We start from the raw sequence: 22,429 nt of genomic DNA, 5'->3' as shown, positions 1-22,429 counted from the left end.
AAATAAGTTATAATGGAGGAGTGTAGCACTTTGCTATATTCCTTTTTTATTTTTGCGGAAGGGTGGGTTTTTATGAAAGATTTGACAATGTTACTAGACGAATTAAAAGAAATGTCTTTTTTTAAAAAAGGAGACATTTGTTTAATTGGATGTTCAACTTCTGAAGTTATTGGGGAAAGAATAGGAACAGTTGGTTCAATGGAAGTAGCAGAAGCTATTTTTAACGCATTGGATGTTGTGAGTAAAGAGACAGGCGTTTCTTTCGCTTTTCAAGGATGTGAACATATAAATAGAGCTATAACAATAGAAAGATCTCATTTTAATCCATTAACAATGGAAGAAGTTTCCGTTGTTCCGGATGTACATGCAGGTGGTAGTTTAGCGACATACGCATACCAGCATATGAAGGATCCAATCGTGGTCGAGTATATTACTGTGCCATGTGGTATTGATATTGGTCAAACATTGATAGGCATGCATATCAAACATGTTTGCGTACCAGTTAGAACAACAGTTAAACAAGTGGGGCAAGCATTAGTGACTATTGCAACCTCAAGGCCGAAAAAGATTGGTGGCGAACGTGCTAAATACCAATAAGTTTTTTGAAAGAAGGGGAGATTATATGTCTTATATCACCAAACAGGATAAAGTTATCGCAGAAGCAATCGAGAGAGAATTTCAGAGACAAAACAGCAACATTGAGTTAATCGCATCAGAAAATTTCGTATCGGAAGCAGTTATGGAAGCACAAGGTTCAGTCTTAACTAATAAATATGCTGAAGGCTATCCAGGACGCCGATATTATGGTGGTTGTGAATTTGTAGATGTTACTGAGAGTATTGCGATTGATCGTGCCAAAGCACTATTTGGAGCTGAACATGTAAATGTTCAACCACATTCAGGATCACAAGCAAATATGGCGGTATACCTTGTTGCTCTAGAAATGGGAGACACAGTTTTAGGTATGAACTTAAGCCATGGTGGTCATTTAACACATGGTGCTTCAGTAAACTTTAGTGGTAAATTCTACAATTTTGTTGAATACGGTGTGGATAAAGATTCTGAACGTATCAATTATGATGAAGTTCGTAAATTAGCACTGAAACATAAGCCTAAACTTATCGTAGCTGGCGCATCAGCTTATTCAAGAACAATTGATTTTAAAAAGTTCAAAGAAATTGCAGATGAAGTAAACGCTAAGTTAATGGTAGACATGGCACATATCGCAGGTTTAGTAGCGGCAGGATTGCATCCAAATCCAGTAGAATATGCCGATTTTGTAACAACTACAACACATAAAACATTACGTGGACCACGTGGTGGTATGATTTTATGTAAGGAAGAATATAAAAAAGACATAGATAAAACAATCTTCCCAGGTATTCAAGGTGGACCCCTTGAACATGTTATTGCAGCAAAAGCAGTTGCATTTGGTGAAGCGCTAGATAATAATTTCAAAACATATCAAGAGCAAGTGATTAAAAATGCAAAAGTCCTTGCTGAAACGTTGATTAAAGAAGGATTTAGAATAGTTTCTGGTGGTACAGATAATCATTTAGTAGCTGTTGATGTAAAAGGGTCTATAGGACTTACTGGTAAAGAAGCTGAAGAAACATTAGATTCAGTTGGTATCACATGTAATAAAAATACCATTCCGTTTGATCAAGAAAAACCATTTGTTACGAGTGGTATACGTTTAGGTACACCTGCTGCAACAACGCGTGGATTCGATGAAGATGCGTTTGAGGAAGTTGCAAAAATCATCAGTTTAGCTTTGAAAAACAGTAAAGATGAAGAAAAATTACAACAAGCTAAAGAACGCGTTGCGAAATTAACAGCTGAATATCCTCTATATCAATAAACATATACAAAGATAGGAGTAATTTTTATGAGTAAAGTACACGTTTTCGATCATCCATTAATTCAACACAAATTAAGCTATATTAGAGACGTAAATACAGGTACTAAAGAATTTAGAGAACTTGTAGACGAAGTTGGTATGTTGATGGCATATGAAGTTACTAGAGACTTAGAGCTTCAAGATGTTGATATTGAAACGCCTGTGACGAAAATGACAGCTAAACGTTTAGCTGGTAAAAAGTTAGCCATCGTTCCCATTTTAAGAGCTGGGTTAGGTATGACAGATGGTATTTTAAGTTTAGTACCTGCGGCAAGAGTTGGACATATCGGATTATATCGTGATCCAGAAACTTTAAAAGCTGTAGAGTATTTCGCTAAATTGCCTCAAGATATAACTGAAAGACAAATTATAGTGGTTGACCCTATGCTAGCAACAGGCGCATCAGCAATTGAAGCAATTACTTCATTAAAGAAACGTGGCGCTAAAAATATTCGCTTCATGTGTCTAATTGCGGCACCAGAAGGCGTAGAAAAAATGCAGGAAGCACATCCAGATGTAGATATTTATATTGCTGCACTTGATGAAAAGCTAAATGATAAAGCATATATCACACCAGGGTTAGGAGACGCTGGAGATAGATTGTTTGGTACTAAATAGAAGAATCGGAGATAAGTAGTTTGATGAAAAAGATTATGACCGTATTTGGAACAAGACCCGAAGCCATAAAGATGGCTCCTTTAGTTAAAGCTTTGGAAAAAGATGACATGCTAGAGCCAATAGTTGTAGTTACAGCACAGCATAGAGAAATGCTTGATTCAGTATTAGAAACTTTTGAAATCAAACCAAAATACGATTTGAATATTATGAAATCAGGACAGACACTTTCTGAAATTACTTCAAAATCGATTACTCAATTAGAACAAGTAATTCACTTAGAAAAGCCGGATATGGTACTTGTTCATGGTGATACGATGACTACATTTGCAGGTGGGTTAGCTTCATTTTATAATCAAGTGCCAGTTGGACATGTAGAAGCAGGTTTAAGAAGTTATGACAAATATTCACCTTTTCCAGAAGAAATGAATAGACAACTAGTCGGAGTTATAACTGATTTGCATTTTGCACCAACTAAAAATGCAGCAAAACACCTATTAAATGAAGGCAAAAAGTCAGAAAGTGTTGTTGTCACTGGTAATACAGCAATTGACGCTATGAAATACACAGTTGATGAAGATTATAAATCAAATATTATCGATCAATACCGCGATAAAAAATTTATTCTTATGACAGCGCATCGTCGTGAAAATATTGGAAAACCAATGGAAAACATTTTTAAAGCGGTTAAACGTTTAGTAGATGAAAATACAGATTTAGCATTAGTTTATCCAATGCATAAAAATCCGCAAGTTCGTAAAGTGGCGCAAAAGATTTTAGGTAATCATGAAAGAATTGAACTAATTGAACCATTAGATGTATTAGACTTTCACAATTTTGCTAAACAAGCATATTTTATTTTAACCGACTCAGGTGGCATACAAGAAGAGGCGCCATCATTTAACAAGCCTGTCCTAGTATTACGTAACGTTACAGAACGGCCTGAAGGTGTTGAAGCGGGTACATTGAAAGTAGTTGGTACGAATGAAGAAGATGTATATCAAGCTACAAAACAATTAATTAATGATAATAGAATGTATCATCAAATGTCAGAAGCACATAATCCATATGGTGATGGATTTGCTTCAGAAAGAATAGTAAATCATATTAAGTATTATTTGAATTTAATCACTGAAAAACCAAGCGATTTCAATTAAAAGAGACTTTGTGACAAAATGTGTCTAAATTGTGTCTGACTATGCTTATTTTTTTACAACAATTTGAATAGAATTGACACCACAAATCGCCTATATTATCATTTAATTTGTATGAGTGGAACGGTTTTCATGATTGATATCAGTCACACGGAGGCATATAAAATGAGTCGTTTCTACAACATTTTCAAACAGTTCATTCAATATTATTTTTATATAATAATAATATTGGCAGGATTGTACTTGTTTATACACCATGCATTTATCTTAGGATTAATCATTGGTGTTACTGGTTCTGCAATCAATACGTATGTATTTGAGAGCTATTTAGCCAAGTCTAAAAGACCAGACACTATGCATATTTCTACTGGGAATATGTGGCGATATTTAGTTGCAATTATCGCCTGTATGATTTGGTACTTTAATAAATCGCATGTAAGTATAATCGGTATCATTATTGGTTTAATGATTTCATATGTTGTAGTTATCATACGTCCTTTACTAAAGGTGAGCAAATAAATTAAGAAAGAGGTGAGATTATGGATCACAAATCCCCGCTCGTGAGTTGGAATTTATTCGGTTTCGATATCGTTTTCAATTTATCAAGTATATTGATGATACTTGTTACGGCGCTTCTTGTTTTTCTACTTGCTATCATTTGTACGCGTAATTTGAAAAAAAGACCAACTGGCAAACAAAATTTCGTTGAATGGATTTTTGATTTCGTGAGGGGAATCATTGAAGGTAACATGGCTTGGAAAAAAGGTGGTCAATTCCACTTCTTAGCGGTAACGCTTATTCTGTACATTTTTATAGCTAATATGTTGGGTCTTCCGTTTTCAATAGCGACAAAAGACCATACATTATGGTGGAAATCACCAACAGCTGATGCAACAGTTACATTAACGTTGTCTACAACGATAATACTGTTAACTCACTTTTATGGAATTAAAATGCGTGGCACGAAACAATACCTTAAAGGTTACGTACAGCCATTTTGGCCATTGGCAATCATTAATGTGTTTGAAGAATTCACTTCAACATTAACACTTGGTCTACGTTTGTACGGTAATATTTTTGCAGGTGAGATACTATTAACGTTACTTGCTGGCTTATTCTTTAACGAACCAGCATGGGGTTGGATTATTAGTATCCCAGGTTTAATTGTTTGGCAAGCATTCTCAATATTTGTAGGAACAATCCAAGCATATATCTTTATTATGCTTTCGATGGTTTATATGTCACATAAAGTGGCAGATGAACACTAAAAATTTCAATAATTATATACAATCACAGGAGGAAATTAAATTATGAATTTAATCGCAGCAGCAATCGCAATTGGTTTATCAGCATTAGGAGCAGGTATCGGTAACGGTCTTATCGTTTCAAGAACAGTTGAAGGTGTAGCACGTCAACCAGAAGCACGTGGTCAATTAATGGGTATCATGTTCATTGGTGTAGGTTTAGTTGAGGCATTACCTATCATCGGTGTAGTAATTGCATTCATGACATTTGCTGGATAATTAACAGATAAAGAGGTCGGGACAAAGCGGATAGGATATAAACATTAATGTATATAAAGTAGTGTCTATGAGCAGTATTGAATTGCAAAGATATGAAATATTGCATACCTATCGCATGAATTCAGAAGGTCCTAACCTCGTTCGTTTTTCTAAATAACACTAGCGATTATTTTAATGAAAGGAGTGTCATGAACCCGTGACTGAAACAGCTAACTTATTCGTTCTTGGTGCAGCTGGAGGCGTTGAGTGGGGGACTGTGATTGTACAGGTCCTAACTTTCATCGTATTACTTGCGTTACTTAAAAAGTTCGCATGGGGTCCATTAAAAGATGTAATGGATAAACGTGAAAGAGATATTAACAGAGATATCGATGACGCAGAACAAGCAAAGTTAAATGCACAAAAACTTGAAGAAGAAAATAAACAAAAACTTAAAGAAACACAAGAAGAAGTTCAAAAGATTTTAGAAGATGCTAAGGTTCAAGCACGACAACAGCAAGAACAAATTATTCATGAAGCTAACGTACGCGCAAACGGTATGATTGAAACAGCTCAAAGTGAAATCAATAGCCAAAAAGAACGTGCCATTGCTGATATTAATAATCAAGTATCTGAACTATCAGTGTTAATTGCTTCTAAAGTACTTAGAAAAGAAATTTCTGAACAAGACCAAAAAGCATTGGTTGACAAGTATCTAAAAGAGGCAGGCGATAAATAATGGTGAAAGTAGCTAATAAGTATGCTAAAGCATTATTTGACGTGTCATTAGATACAAATAATTTGGAAACTATTAATGAAGAATTAACAGTCATTAATGAGGCAGTAAAAGATAAAATTGAGCAATTAAAAATGGTTGATAGTAATCCTACTCAAACTGCGGAACAACGTCGAGAGTTAATTAATGGTGTATTTACAGAAATTAACCCATACATTAAAAACATGATGTATGTGTTAGCTGATAATAGACATATCTCATTAGTTGGTGATGTTTTTAAAGCTTTCCAAAGTTTATATAACAGATACTATAATCAAGATTTTGCGACAATTGAGTCAACATATGAATTGAGTCAAGAAGAGTTAGATAAGATTGTCAAACTGGTAACTCAACAAACAAAGTTATCTAAAGTAATTGTAGATACTAAAATTAATCCAGATTTAATTGGTGGATTTAGAGTTAAAGTCGGCACAACTGTACTAGATGGTAGTGTTAGAAATGATCTTGTCCAATTACAAAGAAAATTTAGAAGAGCTAATTAATAATAAAGAGGAGTGACATAGATGGCCATAAAAGCTGAAGAAATCAGTGCATTACTTCGCTCACAAATTGAAAATTATGAGTCAGAAATGTCCGTAACTGATGTAGGTACTGTATTACAAATTGGTGATGGTATTGCATTAATTCACGGATTAAATGACGTTATGGCTGGTGAGCTAGTAGAATTCCATAACGGCGTACTTGGTTTAGCACAAAACCTTGAAGAGTCAAATGTGGGTGTGGTTATTTTAGGACCATACACAGATATTACTGAAGGTGATGAAGTTAAACGTACTGGTCGTATCATGGAAGTACCAGTAGGGGAAGAACTAATCGGAAGAGTTGTAAACCCATTAGGACAACCTATTGATGGACAAGGACCGATTAACACAACTAAAACGCGTCCAGTAGAGAAAAAAGCTACTGGTGTAATGGATCGTAAATCAGTTGATGAACCATTACAAACAGGTATCAAAGCAATCGATGCTTTAGTACCAATTGGTAGAGGTCAACGTGAGTTAATTATTGGTGACCGTCAAACAGGTAAAACAACAATTGCCATTGATACAATTTTAAATCAAAAAGATCAAGGAACAATTTGTATTTATGTTGCCATTGGTCAAAAAGACTCAACAGTAAGAGCAAACGTTGAAAAATTAAGACAAGCAGGTGCTTTAGACTACACAATCGTAGTAGCAGCATCAGCTTCTGAACCTTCACCGCTACTTTATATTGCGCCATATTCAGGTGTAACAATGGGTGAAGAATTTATGTTCAACGGTAAACATGTTTTAATCGTTTATGATGATTTAACAAAACAAGCAGCAGCTTACCGTGAGTTATCATTATTATTACGTAGACCTCCAGGTCGTGAAGCATACCCAGGTGATGTATTCTACTTGCATAGTAGATTATTAGAAAGAGCAGCAAAATTAAACGATGATTTAGGTGGCGGTTCAATTACTGCATTACCAATTATCGAAACTCAAGCTGGTGATATTTCAGCTTACGTACCAACAAACGTTATTTCCATTACAGATGGACAAATCTTCTTACAATCTGATTTATTCTTCTCAGGTGTAAGACCAGCGATTAATGCCGGACAATCTGTATCTCGTGTTGGTGGTTCTGCACAAATTAAAGCAATGAAAAAAGTTGCTGGTACGTTACGTCTTGACTTAGCGTCTTACAGAGAACTTGAGTCATTCGCACAATTTGGTTCAGACCTTGATGAATTTACAGCAAGTAAATTGGAACGTGGTAAACGTACGGTTGAAGTTTTAAAACAAGATCAAAACAAACCATTACCAGTTGAATATCAAGTGTTGATTATTTATGCATTAACAAAAGGATATTTAGATGATATTCCTGTTGTAGATATCACACGTTTTGAAGACGAGTTAAACCACTGGGCAGAATCAAATGCTACTGAACTGTTAAATGAAATCAGAGAAACTGGTGGCCTACCAGCTGCTGAGAAGTTCGACACAGCTATTAACGAATTCAAAAAAAGCTTTAGCAAATCTGAATAATAAACAAGTTTAGTATAAGGTGGTGAGATAGTGGCTTCTCTTAAAGAAATAGATACTCGAATAAAATCAACCAAAAAAATGAAGCAGATTACGAAAGCAATGAACATGGTATCAAGTTCAAAACTTCGTAGAGCTGAAAAAAATACAAAACAATTCACACCATATATGGATAAAATGCAAGATGCAATTACTGCAGTTGCAGGTGCAAGTAGCAATACAAACCATCCAATGCTAAGACCTCGTAAAATAACTAGAAGTGGTTATTTAGTTATCACAAGTGATAAAGGTTTAGCTGGTGCATATAGTGCAAATGTACTTAAGAAATTGATTACTGATATTGAAGCGAAACATCAAGATAGTAGCGAATACAGTATTGTAGTTTTAGGACAACAAGGTGTTGATTTCCTAAAAAATAGAGGTTATGACATTGAGTATTCTCAAGTGGACGTACCTGATCAACCTTCTTTCAAATCTGTTCAAGCACTAGCAAATCATGCTATAGACTTATACAGTGAAGAAGAAATTGATGAATTAAATATATACTATAGTCATTATGTGAGTGTTCTTGAAAACAAACCAACATCAAGACAAGTATTACCATTATCTCAAGAAGATTCTAGTAAGGGACATGGTCATTTATCATCTTATGAATTTGAACCTGATAAAGAATCTATCTTAAGTGTAATCTTGCCTCAATACGTTGAGAGTTTGATTTACGGAACGATATTAGATGCAAAAGCAAGTGAGCATGCAACGCGTATGACTGCGATGAAAAATGCTACTGATAATGCAACTGAACTTATTGATGACTTATCATTAGAATATAACAGAGCGAGACAAGCTGAAATTACACAACAAATTACTGAAATTGTTGGTGGTTCTGCAGCGCTTGAATAATATTTAAAGGAGGAAAATAGCATGGGAATTGGCCGTGTAACTCAAGTTATGGGTCCTGTAATTGATGTTCGTTTTGAACATAACGAAGTTCCTAAAATTAACAATGCCTTGGTTATTGATGTGCCTAAAGAAGAAGGTACTGTACAACTAACATTAGAAGTTGCGCTGCAATTAGGCGACGACGTTGTTCGTACTATTGCGATGGATTCAACTGACGGTGTCCAAAGAGGTATGGATGTAAAAGATACAGGCAAAGAAATTAGTGTGCCTGTTGGTGACGAAACATTAGGTCGAGTATTTAATGTATTAGGTGAAACAATTGACCTTAAAGAAGAAATTAGTGATTCTGTTCGTCGTGACCCAATTCATCGTCAAGCACCAGCATTTGATGAACTTTCAACAGAAGTTCAAATTTTAGAAACTGGTATTAAAGTAGTAGACTTATTAGCCCCTTACATTAAAGGTGGTAAAATCGGATTATTCGGTGGTGCCGGTGTAGGTAAAACTGTATTAATTCAAGAATTAATTAATAACATCGCTCAAGAGCATGGTGGTATTTCAGTATTCGCTGGCGTAGGTGAACGTACACGTGAAGGTAATGATTTATACTTCGAAATGAGTGATAGTGGTGTAATCAAGAAAACTGCCATGGTATTCGGACAAATGAATGAACCACCTGGTGCACGTATGCGTGTAGCTTTATCTGGTTTAACAATGGCTGAATATTTCCGTGATGAACAAGGTCAAGACGTATTACTATTCATTGATAACATTTTCAGATTTACACAAGCTGGTTCAGAAGTATCTGCATTATTAGGTCGTATGCCTTCTGCGGTAGGTTACCAACCAACACTTGCAACTGAAATGGGACAATTACAAGAACGTATTACATCAACAACAAAAGGATCAGTTACATCTATTCAAGCGGTATTCGTACCTGCCGATGACTACACTGACCCAGCACCAGCGACTGCGTTTGCGCATTTAGATGCAACAACAAACTTAGAACGTAAATTAACTGAAATGGGTATTTATCCTGCCGTGGATCCATTAGCGTCTACATCAAGAGCATTGGAACCATCTATTGTAGGTCAAGAACATTATGAAGTAGCACGTGATGTACAATCAACACTTCAAAAATATCGTGAGTTACAAGATATTATTGCTATCTTAGGTATGGATGAATTATCTGATGAAGATAAGCAAACAGTTGAACGTGCACGTAGAATTCAATTTTTCTTATCTCAAAACTTCCACGTTGCGGAACAATTTACTGGTCAAAAAGGATCTTATGTACCTGTTAAAACAACAGTTGCCAACTTTAAAGATATCTTAGATGGTAAGTATGATCATATTCCAGAAGATGCATTCCGTTTAGTTGGTAGCATGGATGATGTTATTGCAAAAGCTAAAGATATGGGTGTTGAAGTATAACAATTAGGAGGAATGGATAATGAATACATTAAACCTAGATATTGTCACTCCTAATGGTTCTGTTTACGATCGTGATAATGTTGAACTCGTAGTTATGCAAACAACAGCGGGTGAGATAGGTGTCATGAGTGGACATATTCCAACTGTAGCTGCTTTAAAAACAGGCTTTGTAAAAGTGAAATTTCACGATGGAACTGAATTCATTGCTGTAAGCGATGGCTTTGTTGAAGTTAGAAAGCATAAAGTTTCAATCATTGTTCAAACTGCAGAAACTGCAAGAGAAATTGATGTTGAAAGAGCCAAATTAGCCAAAGCAAGAGCAGAGTCTCACTTGGAAAATGATGACGACAATACTGATATTCATAGAGCCGAAAGAGCTTTAGAGAGAGCAAATAACCGTTTGCGTGTGGCTGAATTAAAATAGAAAATAAAGGGTCGAAGGTGTGGTTACATATCTTCGACCCTTTTTTAGTGCGCCTGGCATGGGCAACAACTTGACGGTGAAAGTCCGTTACAGGCTAGGTAGTAGGAACTGTTAGTGAAAGATAAGGGTGTCCATTGTGAAGTGGAATCTGAAAGAAGTCGGACACAAACACTCACATTGACGAACAGAAATATTATAACTATGATTTTTATGTAAAAAGAATTATATCGTAAATAAGCATAATCTTTATTAAAAACGGGTAATAAACTTTGTATCATTATTTAACCATTTCATGTACAATGTAATACAGTAATCTTATGAGGTGATAAAATGGATTATATCGGACAATATGCAATTATCCATTTAGTGTTACATGTAGTATGTATTTGCATTGCCTATTGGGCATTGCAATCAATTCGATTAGATCAATTTTTCAAAAAAGGGTATTCAGCACAACTTCAAGTTTGCTTGATATTTGTTGCTATTTTATTAGGTACTGCAGTAAGCAATTTTATTGTAGATTTGTTACAATACTCGACGCAGGTAAAATATTTAATAAAATAAGACTAGCTCTGTTATTTGTAATCAAAACTAGATATAATTAAATAATGATTAAAAATAATTTTAAAATAGGGAAATGTAAAAGTAATAGGAGTTCTTAGTGGAGGATTTACGATGGATAAAATAGTAATCAAGGGTGGAAATAGATTAACAGGTGAGGTTAAAGTTGAAGGTGCAAAAAATGCAGTATTACCAATATTGACTGCATCATTATTAGCTTCTGACAAACCTAGTAAGCTTGTTAATGTTCCAGCCTTAAGTGATGTAGAAACAATTAATAATGTATTAACAACGTTAAATGCAGACGTAACATACAAAAAAGACGAGAATGCTGTTATCGTTGATGCAACAAAAACCTTAAATGAAGAGGCACCATATGAATATGTTAGTAAAATGCGTGCAAGTATTTTAGTTATGGGGCCTTTATTAGCTAGATTAGGTCATGCCATCGTTGCATTACCAGGTGGGTGCGCGATTGGAAGTAGACCAATTGAACAACATATTAAAGGTTTTGAAGCATTAGGTGCAGAAATCCATCTTGAAAATGGTAATATTTATGCGAATGCTAAAGATGGATTAAAAGGTACATCAATTCATTTAGATTTTCCAAGTGTAGGAGCAACACAAAATATTATTATGGCGGCATCATTAGCTAAAGGTAAAACGTTAATTGAAAATGCAGCTAAAGAACCTGAAATAGTAGATTTAGCAAATTATATCAATGAAATGGGCGGTAGAATTACTGGTGCTGGAACAGATACTATAACAATTAACGGCGTTGAATCTTTACACGGTGTTGAACATGCTATCATTCCAGATAGAATAGAAGCAGGAACGCTTCTTATCGCTGGTGCAATTACTCGTGGCGATATTTTTGTACGTGGCGCAATTAAAGAACATATGGCTAGTTTGGTTTATAAATTAGAAGAAATGGGTGTTGAACTTGATTATCAAGAAGATGGTATTCGAGTGCGTGCAGAAGGCGAATTAGAACCTGTTGATATTAAGACATTGCCACACCCAGGATTCCCAACCGATATGCAGTCACAGATGATGGCATTATTATTAACAGCAAATGGCCATAAAGTGGTTACTGAAACTGTATTTGAAAATAGATTTATGCATGTTGCAGAGTTTAAACGAATGAATGCTAATATCAATGTTGAAGGTCGTAGTGCTAAACTTGAAGGAAAGAGTCAATTACAAGGTGCACAAGTTAAAGCTACTGATTTAAGAGCTGCAGCAGCATTAATTTTAGCTGGGTTAGTGGCTGATGGTAAAACAAGTGTTACAGAATTAAAACACTTAGATAGAGGCTATGTTGACTTGCATGGTAAATTAAAACAATTAGGTGCAGACATTGAACGTATTAACGATTAATATAATGGAGGAATTCAACCATGGAAACAATTTTTGATTATAACCAAATTAAACAAATTATACCTCACAGACAACCATTTTTATTAATTGATAAAGTTGTTGAATATGAAGAAGGTCGCCGATGTGTGGCAATTAAACAAGTGTCTGGCAATGAACCATTTTTCCAAGGGCATTTTCCAGATTATGCAGTAATGCCTGGTGTATTGATAACTGAAGCATTAGCACAAACTGGTGCGGTAGCAATTTTAAACAGTGAAGAAAATAAAGGGAAAATAGCATTGTTTGCCGGTATAGATAAATGTCGATTTAAACGTCAAGTTGTACCAGGAGATACATTGACGCTTGAAGTGGAAATCACAAAAATTAAAGGTCCAATTGGCAAAGGTAGTGCAAAGGCTACTGTTGATGGACAACTAGCTTGTAGTTGTGAATTAACGTTTGCAATTCAAGACGTGAAATAAAAACTAAAAAACATTCAAAGATCTAATGAATCTCATTGTCTTTGAATGTTTTTTCTTTATTCTTCTAATTTTTCATCTTTTAACTTCGGTTTAGATTGCATCATTCTATTAAATGATTTTTTTAATTCTTCACCAGATAAGCCGTCATCGATAAGTTGTTCTAATAAACTTTCAGCATACTGTTGTCTCAAAGTATAAATATGACATTCAAATACAATAGACATCGTTGTTTTGAAATTTTTAATACTCTTAATAGTGGACTCAAATAATGCTGGGTCATTGGCTGGACGCGTAATAACAACACGTATATCAAGTAACCGTTCATTGTCTTGGTATTCTTTAAAAGTTTCATAATGTTCATTTGAAATAACAATTTCAAGTAACCAACCTGTACCACTTTCTTCTTTATTAATTATTACACCATCTTCTAACTCATATTCGATAATTCTGCCGTGTTCATTTACAATTTGGAACCTTACTGCTTTAAAAGTTTTCATATTTCCACATCCCATTTGATTTATATATATGATATTTGAAGTTTTCAGGTATTTTAAGCATTATTTCTTACTAATTTCTTTAAATATAACAAATAATAAGATGTGATAGCTATAAATAATATAAATTTTGTAATTTTGACCATACATAAGTAAATTATTAAGATATAAGCATAGGAGGTGAACCACACACTTTATGCTAAACAAAATCGTAATAGTTGGAAGACTAACGAAAGATGTACAAATCTTTGAAAAGGAGGAAAGAAAGGTTGCTACGTTTTGTGTTGCAACACAACGAAATTATAAAGATGAAAACGGAGAAATCGTTTGTGATTATATTTTTTGCAAAGCATTTGGCAAGCTAGCGTCAAACATTGATAAGTACACCAATCAAGGTACGCTAGTTGGTATTACAGGTCAAATGAGATCAAGAAAATATGATAAAGACGGTCAAACACACTTTGTTACAGAATTATATGTTGAAACTATAAAATTCATGTCCCCTAAATCCCAAAATAATGAAATTCTCTCAGATAGTATTTTAGATATTGACTCTCATAATATAGATAATCCTGACTTATTAGAAATTTAAATCCAATTATCCTAAACATCCTTAATATACATTTAATCCATCCTATTTTTTATAGATCATATTAACTTGAAATATACTCACTTAAAGATGACTTACATGACCATTGCAATTGTTGTGTAGGTCGTCTTTTTGTGTAGTTTTTCTGTGCCAAAGTATAGTTAGATTGCAAAATGATTACATATAAAAATGCAAATGAAAACCATCCGTTATTGCTATGGCGAATTTCATAGGGTATAAATTTAAATAATATAGACTAAAACTATGTAAAGTCTATGTAAAAAACATGAGTATTTTTTTATTTCGTTGTAACCTGCAATGATTTCACAGATGTTACAGTAGTTGCTGTAAAACTTTTAAAGAAACAAATTACTTGTAGGAGGATTTTAAGATTATGAAGAAAACATTACTCGCATCATCTTTAGCAGTAGGTTTAGGAATCGTAGCAGGAAATGCAGGTCATGAAGCCCATGCAAGTGAAGCGGATTTAAATAAAGCATCATTAGCGCAAATGGCGCAATCAAACGATCAAACATTAAATCAAAAACCAATTGAAGCAGGCGCTTATAATTATACATTTGACTATGAAGGGTTTACGTATCATTTTGAATCAGATGGTACACACTTCGCATGGAGTTATCATGCAACAGGTGCTAATGAAGCAACAGTAAGTGCACAAGCACCTACTAATGGAGTAGCGCCTTCAACTACACAAGCGAACCCTACACAATCACAAGAAGTGGCGGCACCACAAAATGCTCAAACACAACAGCCACAAGCATCAACATCAAATAACTCACAAATGACTGCAACACCAACAGAATCAAAAGCATCTGAAGGATCTTCAGTTAATGTGAATGATCATCTAAAACAAATTGCACAACGTGAATCTGGTGGTAATATTCATGCTGTCAATCCAACATCAGGTGCAGCAGGTAAATATCAATTCTTACAATCAACTTGGGATTCAGTAGCACCAGCTAAATATAAAGGTGTATCACCAGCAAATGCACCAGAAAGTGTCCAAGATGCTGCAGCAGTAAAATTATATAACACTGGTGGCGCTGGTCATTGGGTAACAGCTTAAGTTACACATATATAACTAATATATAGATTCATACAATTAAATTAAGGCCGGAAATATTTGGATTGACTTGCAAATATTTTCGGTCATTTTTATATGTAATAGAGAAATTAATTTTTAAAAATTAATAATAAAGCTATGCAACAATAATTGAAAATGTTGAAAACGTTTGCTAAGATAAATTTGGAATTGAATATTAACGAACTACTAGGGGAGCCTAATTAATTGGCTGAGATGAAGATTCAGACCCTTATGACCTGATTTGGTTAGTACCAACGTAGGAAAGTAGTCATTGGTTATGTGTAGCTGGACTAGTTGCATTATTATCAAACTACTTTCATTGCGTTGGAAGTAGTTTTTTTATTTAGGGAGGATTTTTACAATGGAGTTTACACAAGAATTGTACCTAGCAGCAAAGCCAATCATTGACGATATTTATGAAGATGATTTTATTCAAAAGATGTTATCTGGAAATATAGAAGCTGACGCATTACGCCATTACTTAAAAGCTGACGCTGCATATTTAAAAGAATTTACAAACTTATATGCATTGTTAATTCCAAAAATGAACAATATGGACGATGTGAAATTTTTAGTAGAACAAATTGATTTTATGGTAGAAGGTGAAGTGTTAGCGCATGATATATTAGCACAAATTGTTGGTGAATCTTATGAAGAAATTATTAAAACTAAAGTTTGGCCACCAAGTGGAGACCATTACATTAAGCATATGTATTTCCAAGCATTTAGTCGTGAAAATGCTATTTATACAATTGCCGCAATGGCTCCGTGCCCATATATATATGCAGAATTAGCGAAGCGTGCGCAAAATGATAGCTATTTAAATAGAGAGAAAGATACAGCAAAATGGTTTGATTTTTATAGTACTGAAATGGACGATGTTATCAATGTTTTTGAAGCATTGATGAATAAGTTAGCAAAATCAATGTCTGCCGAAGAACTTAAACGAGTGAAACAAGTATTTTTAGAAAGTTGTATCCATGAACGTCGATTTTTCAATATGGCTATGACTTTAGAAAAATGGGAATTTGGAGGAGATAGTCAATGAATAAACCAAAAATCGCATTAACAATTGCTGGAACAGATCCAACAGGTGGTGCTGGTGTTATGGCTGACTTAAAATCATTTCATTCGTGTGGTGTATATGGTATGGGCGTCGTTACTAGCATTGTTGCTCAAAATACGATGGGAGTTCAACATATTCATAACTTAGATAGTCGTTGGGTAGATGAGCAATTAGATAGTGTATTTAGTGATACATTACCTCACGCAATTAAAACTGGGATGATTGCTACAGCTGATACGATGGATATAATACGTCATTATTTATTGCAGCAGCCCTCTATTCCTTATGTAATTGATCCTGTGATGTTAGCTAAAAGTGGCGATTCTTTAATGGATGATGCAACTAAACAAAATTTACAACATACGTTATTGCCATTAGCTGATGTAGTGACTCCAAATTTACCAGAAGCAGAGGAAATAACAGGACTTGCAATTGATAGTGAAGAAAAGATTTTACAAGCTGGACGCATCTTTATTAATGACATAGGTAGTAAGGGGGTTGTTATTAAAGGTGGTCATTCAGATGATATCAATATTTCAAAGGATTATTTATTTACTAAAGATGGCGTTGAAACATTTGAAAGTGAAAGATTTGAAACAAAGCATACTCATGGAACTGGATGTACTTTTTCAGCAGTTATAACAGCAGAACTTGCCAAAGGTAGAACACTATCAGAAGCAGTACATAAAGCTAAAAAATTTATTTCATTGAGTATTCAATATACTCCTGAAATAGGTAGAGGTAGAGGTCCAGTCAATCATTTTGCATATTTAAAGAAAGAAGGATTAGATGATGAAATATCTAGATAAAATACGTAATGAACAACCATTAACAATTTGCTATACGAATGATGTTGTGAAAAATTTTACAGCTAATGGATTATTAAGTATTGGTGCAAGTCCTGCAATGAGTGAGGCACCAGAAGAAGCGGAAGAATTTTATAAAGTAGCTCAAGCATTGTTAATCAACATCGGAACATTAACCGCACAAAATGAACAAGATATCATTGCAATTGCTCAAACAGCTAATGAGTTAGGATTACCGATTGTCTTTGACCCTGTAGCAGTTGGTGCATCTACATATAGAAAACAGTTTTGCAAATTACTTTTACAGTCAGCAAACGTGTCAGTAATTAAAGGGAATGCATCTGAAATACTAGCATTGATTGATGACACAGCAACTATGAAAGGCACAGATAGTGATAATAATTTAGATGCAGTTGCTATTGCAAAAAAAGCTTACGAAGCATATAAAACTGCAATTGTTGTTACAGGAGAACAGGATGTTATCGTTCAAGATGGCAAAGTGGTAATGTTATCAAATGGCTCACCATTATTGACTAAAGTTACCGGTGCTGGTTGTTTATTAGGGGGAGTTATTGCGGGATTCTTATTCAGAAATACAAAACCAGATATAGATGCGTTGATTGAAGCGGTTAGTGTATTTAATATTGCTGCTGAATTAGCCGCTGAAAATGAAAATTGTAATGGACCTGGAACGTTTTCATCAATATTACTTGATACGTTATACCATTTAGATAATATGACTTATCAACAATGGATTCGTATTGAAGAGGTGGAATAACATGTTTAATAACTCACAATTGAATGTTTATTTTATTTGTGGTACACCTGATGTTCCGAGTCATCGTACTATTCATGATGTATTAGATGAAGCGCTAAAAGCAGGAATAACGCTTTTTCAATTTAGAGAAAAAGGAACTAATGCATTAAAAGGCACTGAAAAAGTGGAATTAGCCAAAGAATTACTAAATTTGTGTCATCAATATCAAGTACCTTTTATAATTAATGATGATGTTGAATTAGCAAAGGAAATTAACGCGGACGGGATCCATGTCGGCCAAGATGATGCTAAGGTTAATGAGATTGCACAGTTTTTTACAAATAAAATAATTGGACTAAGTGTTAGTGATTTAGATGAGTATTCAAAATCTGATTTAACTGATGTTGATTATATAGGTGTAGGACCAATCTATCCTACACCATCGAAAAATGACGCGCATACACCAGTAGGTCCAGAAATGATTGCAACATTAAAAAAAGTGAATCCACAACTGCCGATTGTAGCAATTGGGGGGATTAATACTGATAATGTGGCACCTATTGTAGAAGCAGGTGCCGATGGTATTTCAGTCATTTCAGCTATTTCTAAAAGTGAAAATATAGAAGGTACTGTAAAAAAATTCAAAGATTTTTTTAATAATTAGTTAAATTTTTCCACTTATTGTTTCATACGTACTCATTAATGTGATAGAATAAATCCTATGTGAATATAATGATAGAGGTGGAAAAATGAAGAAAAAAGCGTTACTACCATTGTTTTTAGGTATTATGGTCTTTTTGGCTGGTTGTGACTATTCTAAACCTGAAAAACGTAGTGGGTTTTTCTACAATACATTCGTAGATCCAATGAAAAATGTATTGGATTGGTTGGGAAATAACTTATTAAACGACAATTATGGTTTAGCTATTATTATTCTTGTATTGGTAATTCGTATTATCTTATTACCATTCATGTTGTCAAACTATAAAAATAGTCATATGATGCGTCAAAAAATGAAAGTTGCAAAGCCAGAAGTTGAAAAAATTCAAGAAAAAGTGAAGCGTGCACGTACGCAAGAAGAAAAAATGGCTGCAAACCAAGAATTAATGCAAGTTTATAAAAAGTATGACATGAACCCGATGAAGAGTATGTTAGGTTGTTTACCAATGCTAATTCAAATGCCAATCATCATGGGATTATACTTTGTACTTAAAGATCAACTTGTAGATGGTTTGTTTAAGTATCCACACTTCTTATGGTTCGATTTAGGACGTCCTGATATTTGGATTACAATTATTGCCGGAGTTTTATACTTTATCCAAGCATATGTTTCAAGTAAAACGATGCCAGACGAACAGCGTCAAATGGGTTACATGATGATGATCATTTCACCAATTATGATTATCTGGATTTCATTAAGCTCAGCATCAGCACTTGGCTTATATTGGTCAGTCAGTGCGGCATTCCTTGTAGTTCAAACACACTTTGCGAATATTCATTATGAAAAAGTTGCTAAAAAAGAAGTGCAACCTTTCATCGAAGCGTATGAAAGAGAACACAATGGCGGCAACAAAAAAGGCAAAAACACACAAGTAGTGTCTAAAAAGAAAAAGAAATAACCTCAGCAATGCCAAATCATGAGCCCCCAAAAAGTCGAAGCTAATTTTAACTTTCTAGGGGCACATGATTTTTTATTTAAATATCAAAAGTATAGCATTACATAATATAGTGTCTGAAAGGTAGAAACGGCAGTAAGATGATTTCTAATATGAAACTCATCCTACTGCCGTTTTTTTATGTGTCATAATATTTAACAAGACTATAGTATGTAAAATGGTGATAACAACAGAGTGACCTGCCTCTATTGTAATGTCATATTGGTGAAGTGCATTATTAGTACGGTAGTTAATGTCGAAACATTTCCATAACAAAGCACTAGTACATGTAACAGTGCGAAATAATAACGTCACAATGGAATAGTATCATTACCGCACGGCAACAACACTGCCCGGCAACTACACCGCATCACATAGGATCGAAACGGTAACTTCAACGCTCCGCAAAACACGCCATAAAATCAAAACGTCATCGCTCCGCAACATCACCACATCATAGAATCAAAATGTCGCAACGACATAGCAACTTCACCACATCATAACATCGACACAGCTAATCGTGATAATTCCACTCTGTAAAGAATTGCTGCAAATACATAACCATAAAATCATGTCTTTCTTTAGCAATCTTTTGCGCTGTTTCTGTATGCATTAATGATTGTAATTTTAATAATTTTTCAAAGAAGTGTTTTATGGCAGATGATGGTAACCTTTCAATTAAATCATCATTAATGTTGTTAAATGGCATTTGTTCTGTCCACATAGGCTCACCAAAATGTCCAGCGAATTGAAATGTTCGTGCAATACCAATAGCACCTATAGCATCAAGTCGATCTGCATCTCTAACAATTTGACCATCTAGTGATAAAGCAACATGATTATTTTTACCATTTCGATAACTCATGTGCGTAATTATAAATAATATATGTTCTTGAGTTTCATCTGAAAGCGATAAAGATGCCAAAAATGATTTCAATGCATCTAATTGTTTATCAACATCTACGAGTTTTTCGTCAACTGTGTCATGCAATAAAGATGCTAGCTCTATAATTAAAGTGTCTTTTATGCCTTCTTTTTTAGCAATTGATTTTGCTAACTCAGTGACACGATATACGTGCGCTATATCATGACCTGTATAATCATCTTGATGTATAGATTCCATATATTGTTGGGCGGCGTCAATGATTTTAGAATACTGCATTAAAATTACACTCCTCGTATGGCTCTTTTTATAATATTGGTGACAGTAACTGTGAAATACCTTCTTTAAATTTAATCCAAAGGCTTCGCTTAGCATAGCGCGCTTTCGTTAATTCGGATGACACTTCTAAATCATCAATAAATGCTTGCTTTAATTTTTTGGCAATTTGTTGATCATAGATAAAAGCATTAACTTCGAAATTCAATGTGAAACTACGATGGTCCATATTTGCTGTGCCAACACTTGCAATCTCATCATCGATAATCAATGTTTTAGAATGTAAGAACCCGTTATCATAATGAAACACTTTAACGCCAGCATCTAATAATGATGCAGCATTTTTTAAAGTTGCCCAAAAGACGAATGGGTGATCGGGCTTGTTAGGAATCATGATGTTGACTTCAACACCACCTAATGCAGCAATTTTAATAGAATCTAAAAATGCTTGGTCTGGAATAAAATACGGTGATTGAATATAAATGGATTTTTTAGCAGATGAAATCATTTTCAAATAACCATATTTAATTTGTTCCCATTCTTCGTCAGGTCCACTAGAAGCTATTTGCACACCAATTGTGCCTCCAGAATTTACGTCAGGGAAGTAACGGTCATCATATGAGATATGATCACGTGTTGCTTGTGAATTCCAATCTAAAATAAAACGTAATTGTAAGGCATTGACTGCATCTCCAACAATGCGTAAATGTGTATCACGCCAATAGCCAAATTTTTTCGATTTACCTAAATATTCATCGCCGACATTAAAGCCACCGACATATCCAATTTTTCCATCAATAACAACAATTTTGCGATGATTTCGATTGTTCATACGCAAGTTGATAAGAGGTAATTTTGAAGGGAAGAAAGCTTCAGCATGTCCGCCTTTACTACGAAATGCGCGTAAGCCTTTTTTACGTAAACCACGAGAACCCATGTCATCGTATAAAATTTTAACTTCTACGCCTTGTTCTGCCTTCTTAGCAAGTTCATCCAAAATGGTACGGCCTAATTCATCGCAATGAATAATATAATACTGGAAGTGAATATAATCAGTAGCATTACGAATATCTTGAATTAAGTCATCAAATTTTTCTTGTCCATCTGTATATATTTTCAAATCATTATCAGTTGTTAAAAAGGCTGCATTATTATAGAGCAGCATTTGAATCATCTCTTTAAATTTCATAATTTGATAATTGGAATTTGAAAATTTTTCGTTTTTTAAAGCAGCTAATTGTTCATCGACAATTAACTCTAAACCTTTTTTGTCTTCCTTATCTATTTTGAAAATTTGATCACGTTGAATTTGTCGTCCTAGTAGTAAATATAGAATAAAGCCGAATAGAGGCAAGAACACTAAGACAAGTAACCAAGCCCAGATAGAATTTGCAGAACGTCTTTCCATGAAAATAATGGTAAAGGCGAATAATAAGTTTAAAATAAATGCACCAATAAATATTGAATTTAAAATAATATTTGAATGTTTAAATGCAATTGTTAGTAACTCTATCATTTGAAACCTCCCACCGAAAATCTAAAACAAGTAATATAATCTTATTAATTGTATCATGAAGCAATTTAAATATCATGACAATTTAGTTTGAAAAATAGGTCTTAGTATTGACGTTAAGTTTTGTGGGATATAGTATAGTAAAGAAT

At 34.3% G+C, this 22,429-nt stretch carries 26 protein-coding genes and 1 riboswitch; of the genes, 23 read left to right on the top strand and 3 right to left on the bottom strand.

Annotated features, from left to right (window positions below; translation table 11 throughout):
- Positions 1 to 72 precede the first annotated feature (72 nt).
- The 16 genes from SAMSHR1132_RS10310 to fabZ all read left to right on the top strand — a co-directional run bounded on the left by SAMSHR1132_RS10310 (position 73) and on the right by fabZ (position 13,136).
- Complete coding sequence (locus tag SAMSHR1132_RS10310) at positions 73 to 597, top strand: TIGR01440 family protein (protein ID WP_000654190.1); 525 nt, start codon at positions 73 to 75, stop codon at positions 595 to 597.
- 25 nt (positions 598 to 622) lie between these two features.
- The gene (glyA, locus tag SAMSHR1132_RS10305) at positions 623 to 1,861 is read left to right on the top strand and encodes a serine hydroxymethyltransferase (RefSeq protein WP_000120498.1); all 1,239 of its coding nucleotides are present in this window, start codon (positions 623 to 625) and stop codon (positions 1,859 to 1,861) included.
- A 27-nt stretch (positions 1,862 to 1,888) separates the two neighbouring features.
- Positions 1,889 to 2,518, top strand: a complete 630-nt coding sequence (upp, locus tag SAMSHR1132_RS10300; protein ID WP_000048713.1) for a uracil phosphoribosyltransferase — start codon at positions 1,889 to 1,891, stop codon at positions 2,516 to 2,518.
- A 23-nt stretch (positions 2,519 to 2,541) separates the two neighbouring features.
- Complete coding sequence (gene wecB, locus SAMSHR1132_RS10295; RefSeq protein WP_000723429.1) at positions 2,542 to 3,672, top strand: non-hydrolyzing UDP-N-acetylglucosamine 2-epimerase; 1,131 nt, start codon at positions 2,542 to 2,544, stop codon at positions 3,670 to 3,672.
- A 63-nt stretch (positions 3,673 to 3,735) separates the two neighbouring features.
- Complete coding sequence (locus SAMSHR1132_RS10290; protein WP_072324275.1) at positions 3,736 to 4,188, top strand: ATP synthase subunit I; 453 nt, start codon at positions 3,736 to 3,738, stop codon at positions 4,186 to 4,188.
- A gap of 20 nt (positions 4,189 to 4,208) precedes the next feature.
- Positions 4,209 to 4,937 (top strand): F0F1 ATP synthase subunit A, encoded by a 729-nt coding sequence (gene atpB, locus SAMSHR1132_RS10285; RefSeq protein ID WP_000349658.1) that lies wholly within the window; start codon positions 4,209 to 4,211, stop codon positions 4,935 to 4,937.
- A gap of 42 nt (positions 4,938 to 4,979) precedes the next feature.
- On the top strand, positions 4,980 to 5,192 hold the full coding sequence (gene atpE / locus SAMSHR1132_RS10280) for a F0F1 ATP synthase subunit C (protein ID WP_001048816.1): 213 nt from the start codon (positions 4,980 to 4,982) through the stop codon (positions 5,190 to 5,192).
- Positions 5,193 to 5,388: 196 nt separating this feature from the next.
- A complete protein-coding gene (locus SAMSHR1132_RS10275) occupies positions 5,389 to 5,910 on the top strand; it encodes a F0F1 ATP synthase subunit B (RefSeq protein WP_000140679.1) in 522 nt (173 codons plus the stop codon).
- Positions 5,910 to 6,449, top strand: a complete 540-nt coding sequence (locus tag SAMSHR1132_RS10270) for a F0F1 ATP synthase subunit delta (RefSeq protein ID WP_000241349.1) — start codon at positions 5,910 to 5,912, stop codon at positions 6,447 to 6,449. Before SAMSHR1132_RS10275 ends, SAMSHR1132_RS10270 begins: the two co-directional genes overlap by 1 nt.
- Positions 6,450 to 6,470: 21 nt before the next feature.
- The gene (gene atpA, locus SAMSHR1132_RS10265; RefSeq protein WP_000974878.1) at positions 6,471 to 7,979 is read left to right on the top strand and encodes a F0F1 ATP synthase subunit alpha; all 1,509 of its coding nucleotides are present in this window, start codon (positions 6,471 to 6,473) and stop codon (positions 7,977 to 7,979) included.
- A 30-nt stretch (positions 7,980 to 8,009) separates the two neighbouring features.
- Positions 8,010 to 8,876, top strand: coding sequence for an ATP synthase F1 subunit gamma (gene atpG / locus SAMSHR1132_RS10260; RefSeq protein ID WP_000157603.1), 867 nt, complete (start codon positions 8,010 to 8,012; stop codon positions 8,874 to 8,876).
- A 21-nt stretch (positions 8,877 to 8,897) separates the two neighbouring features.
- Positions 8,898 to 10,310 (top strand): F0F1 ATP synthase subunit beta, encoded by a 1,413-nt coding sequence (atpD, locus tag SAMSHR1132_RS10255; RefSeq protein WP_000511140.1) that lies wholly within the window; start codon positions 8,898 to 8,900, stop codon positions 10,308 to 10,310.
- A gap of 19 nt (positions 10,311 to 10,329) precedes the next feature.
- Positions 10,330 to 10,734: a F0F1 ATP synthase subunit epsilon gene (locus SAMSHR1132_RS10250; protein WP_001094393.1), complete on the top strand. Its 405-nt coding sequence runs from the start codon at positions 10,330 to 10,332 to the stop codon at positions 10,732 to 10,734.
- Between the two features lie 330 nt (positions 10,735 to 11,064).
- Positions 11,065 to 11,298, top strand: a complete 234-nt coding sequence (locus SAMSHR1132_RS10245; protein ID WP_000384521.1) for a DUF1146 family protein — start codon at positions 11,065 to 11,067, stop codon at positions 11,296 to 11,298.
- Positions 11,299 to 11,409: 111 nt separating this feature from the next.
- Entirely contained in the window at positions 11,410 to 12,675 is a 1,266-nt protein-coding gene (gene murA / locus SAMSHR1132_RS10240) for a UDP-N-acetylglucosamine 1-carboxyvinyltransferase (protein ID WP_000358013.1), read from the top strand.
- Between the two features lie 20 nt (positions 12,676 to 12,695).
- The gene (gene fabZ, locus SAMSHR1132_RS10235) at positions 12,696 to 13,136 is read left to right on the top strand and encodes a 3-hydroxyacyl-ACP dehydratase FabZ (RefSeq protein ID WP_000447680.1); all 441 of its coding nucleotides are present in this window, start codon (positions 12,696 to 12,698) and stop codon (positions 13,134 to 13,136) included.
- A gap of 56 nt (positions 13,137 to 13,192) precedes the next feature.
- Here the strand turns inward: fabZ and SAMSHR1132_RS10230 are convergent, their stop codons facing one another.
- Positions 13,193 to 13,633: a YwpF-like family protein gene (locus SAMSHR1132_RS10230; RefSeq protein ID WP_000846749.1), complete on the bottom strand. Its 441-nt coding sequence runs from the start codon at positions 13,631 to 13,633 to the stop codon at positions 13,193 to 13,195.
- Positions 13,634 to 13,826: 193 nt separating this feature from the next.
- Between SAMSHR1132_RS10230 and SAMSHR1132_RS10225 the strand changes: the two genes are divergently transcribed.
- From SAMSHR1132_RS10225 to yidC, 7 genes are all read left to right on the top strand, one after another.
- Positions 13,827 to 14,222: a single-stranded DNA-binding protein gene (locus tag SAMSHR1132_RS10225; RefSeq protein ID WP_000932697.1), complete on the top strand. Its 396-nt coding sequence runs from the start codon at positions 13,827 to 13,829 to the stop codon at positions 14,220 to 14,222.
- A gap of 391 nt (positions 14,223 to 14,613) precedes the next feature.
- A complete protein-coding gene (locus SAMSHR1132_RS10220) occupies positions 14,614 to 15,306 on the top strand; it encodes a transglycosylase family protein (protein WP_000752010.1) in 693 nt (230 codons plus the stop codon).
- A 196-nt stretch (positions 15,307 to 15,502) separates the two neighbouring features.
- A riboswitch (TPP riboswitch) is annotated at positions 15,503 to 15,604 on the top strand.
- Positions 15,605 to 15,685: 81 nt separating this feature from the next.
- A complete protein-coding gene (gene tenA / locus SAMSHR1132_RS10215) occupies positions 15,686 to 16,372 on the top strand; it encodes a thiaminase II (RefSeq protein WP_000397288.1) in 687 nt (228 codons plus the stop codon).
- Positions 16,369 to 17,199 (top strand): bifunctional hydroxymethylpyrimidine kinase/phosphomethylpyrimidine kinase, encoded by an 831-nt coding sequence (gene thiD / locus SAMSHR1132_RS10210; protein ID WP_001039676.1) that lies wholly within the window; start codon positions 16,369 to 16,371, stop codon positions 17,197 to 17,199. The genes tenA and thiD overlap by 4 nt, the downstream gene beginning before the upstream one ends.
- Positions 17,183 to 17,974, top strand: a complete 792-nt coding sequence (gene thiM / locus SAMSHR1132_RS10205) for a hydroxyethylthiazole kinase (RefSeq protein ID WP_000876112.1) — start codon at positions 17,183 to 17,185, stop codon at positions 17,972 to 17,974. The genes thiD and thiM overlap by 17 nt, the downstream gene beginning before the upstream one ends.
- 1 nt (position 17,975) lies before the next feature.
- Complete coding sequence (thiE, locus tag SAMSHR1132_RS10200) at positions 17,976 to 18,617, top strand: thiamine phosphate synthase (protein ID WP_000482953.1); 642 nt, start codon at positions 17,976 to 17,978, stop codon at positions 18,615 to 18,617.
- Positions 18,618 to 18,702: 85 nt separating this feature from the next.
- Positions 18,703 to 19,572, top strand: coding sequence for a membrane protein insertase YidC (gene yidC, locus SAMSHR1132_RS10195; protein ID WP_000725805.1), 870 nt, complete (start codon positions 18,703 to 18,705; stop codon positions 19,570 to 19,572).
- Positions 19,573 to 20,122: 550 nt separating this feature from the next.
- On the opposite strand, the gene SAMSHR1132_RS10190 is transcribed toward yidC, so the two are convergent.
- Complete coding sequence (locus SAMSHR1132_RS10190) at positions 20,123 to 20,770, bottom strand: HD domain-containing protein (protein WP_001200135.1); 648 nt, start codon at positions 20,768 to 20,770, stop codon at positions 20,123 to 20,125.
- 28 nt (positions 20,771 to 20,798) lie between these two features.
- Positions 20,799 to 22,283 (bottom strand): cardiolipin synthase, encoded by a 1,485-nt coding sequence (cls, locus tag SAMSHR1132_RS10185; RefSeq protein ID WP_000571570.1) that lies wholly within the window; start codon positions 22,281 to 22,283, stop codon positions 20,799 to 20,801.
- Positions 22,284 to 22,429 lie beyond the last annotated feature (146 nt).

It is taken from the genome of Staphylococcus argenteus (genome assembly GCF_000236925.1).
Classification (GTDB): Bacteria; Bacillota; Bacilli; order Staphylococcales; family Staphylococcaceae; genus Staphylococcus; species Staphylococcus argenteus.
Note: the sequence above shows the minus strand (reverse complement) of the source record. Positions and strands in the feature narration are given on the sequence as shown.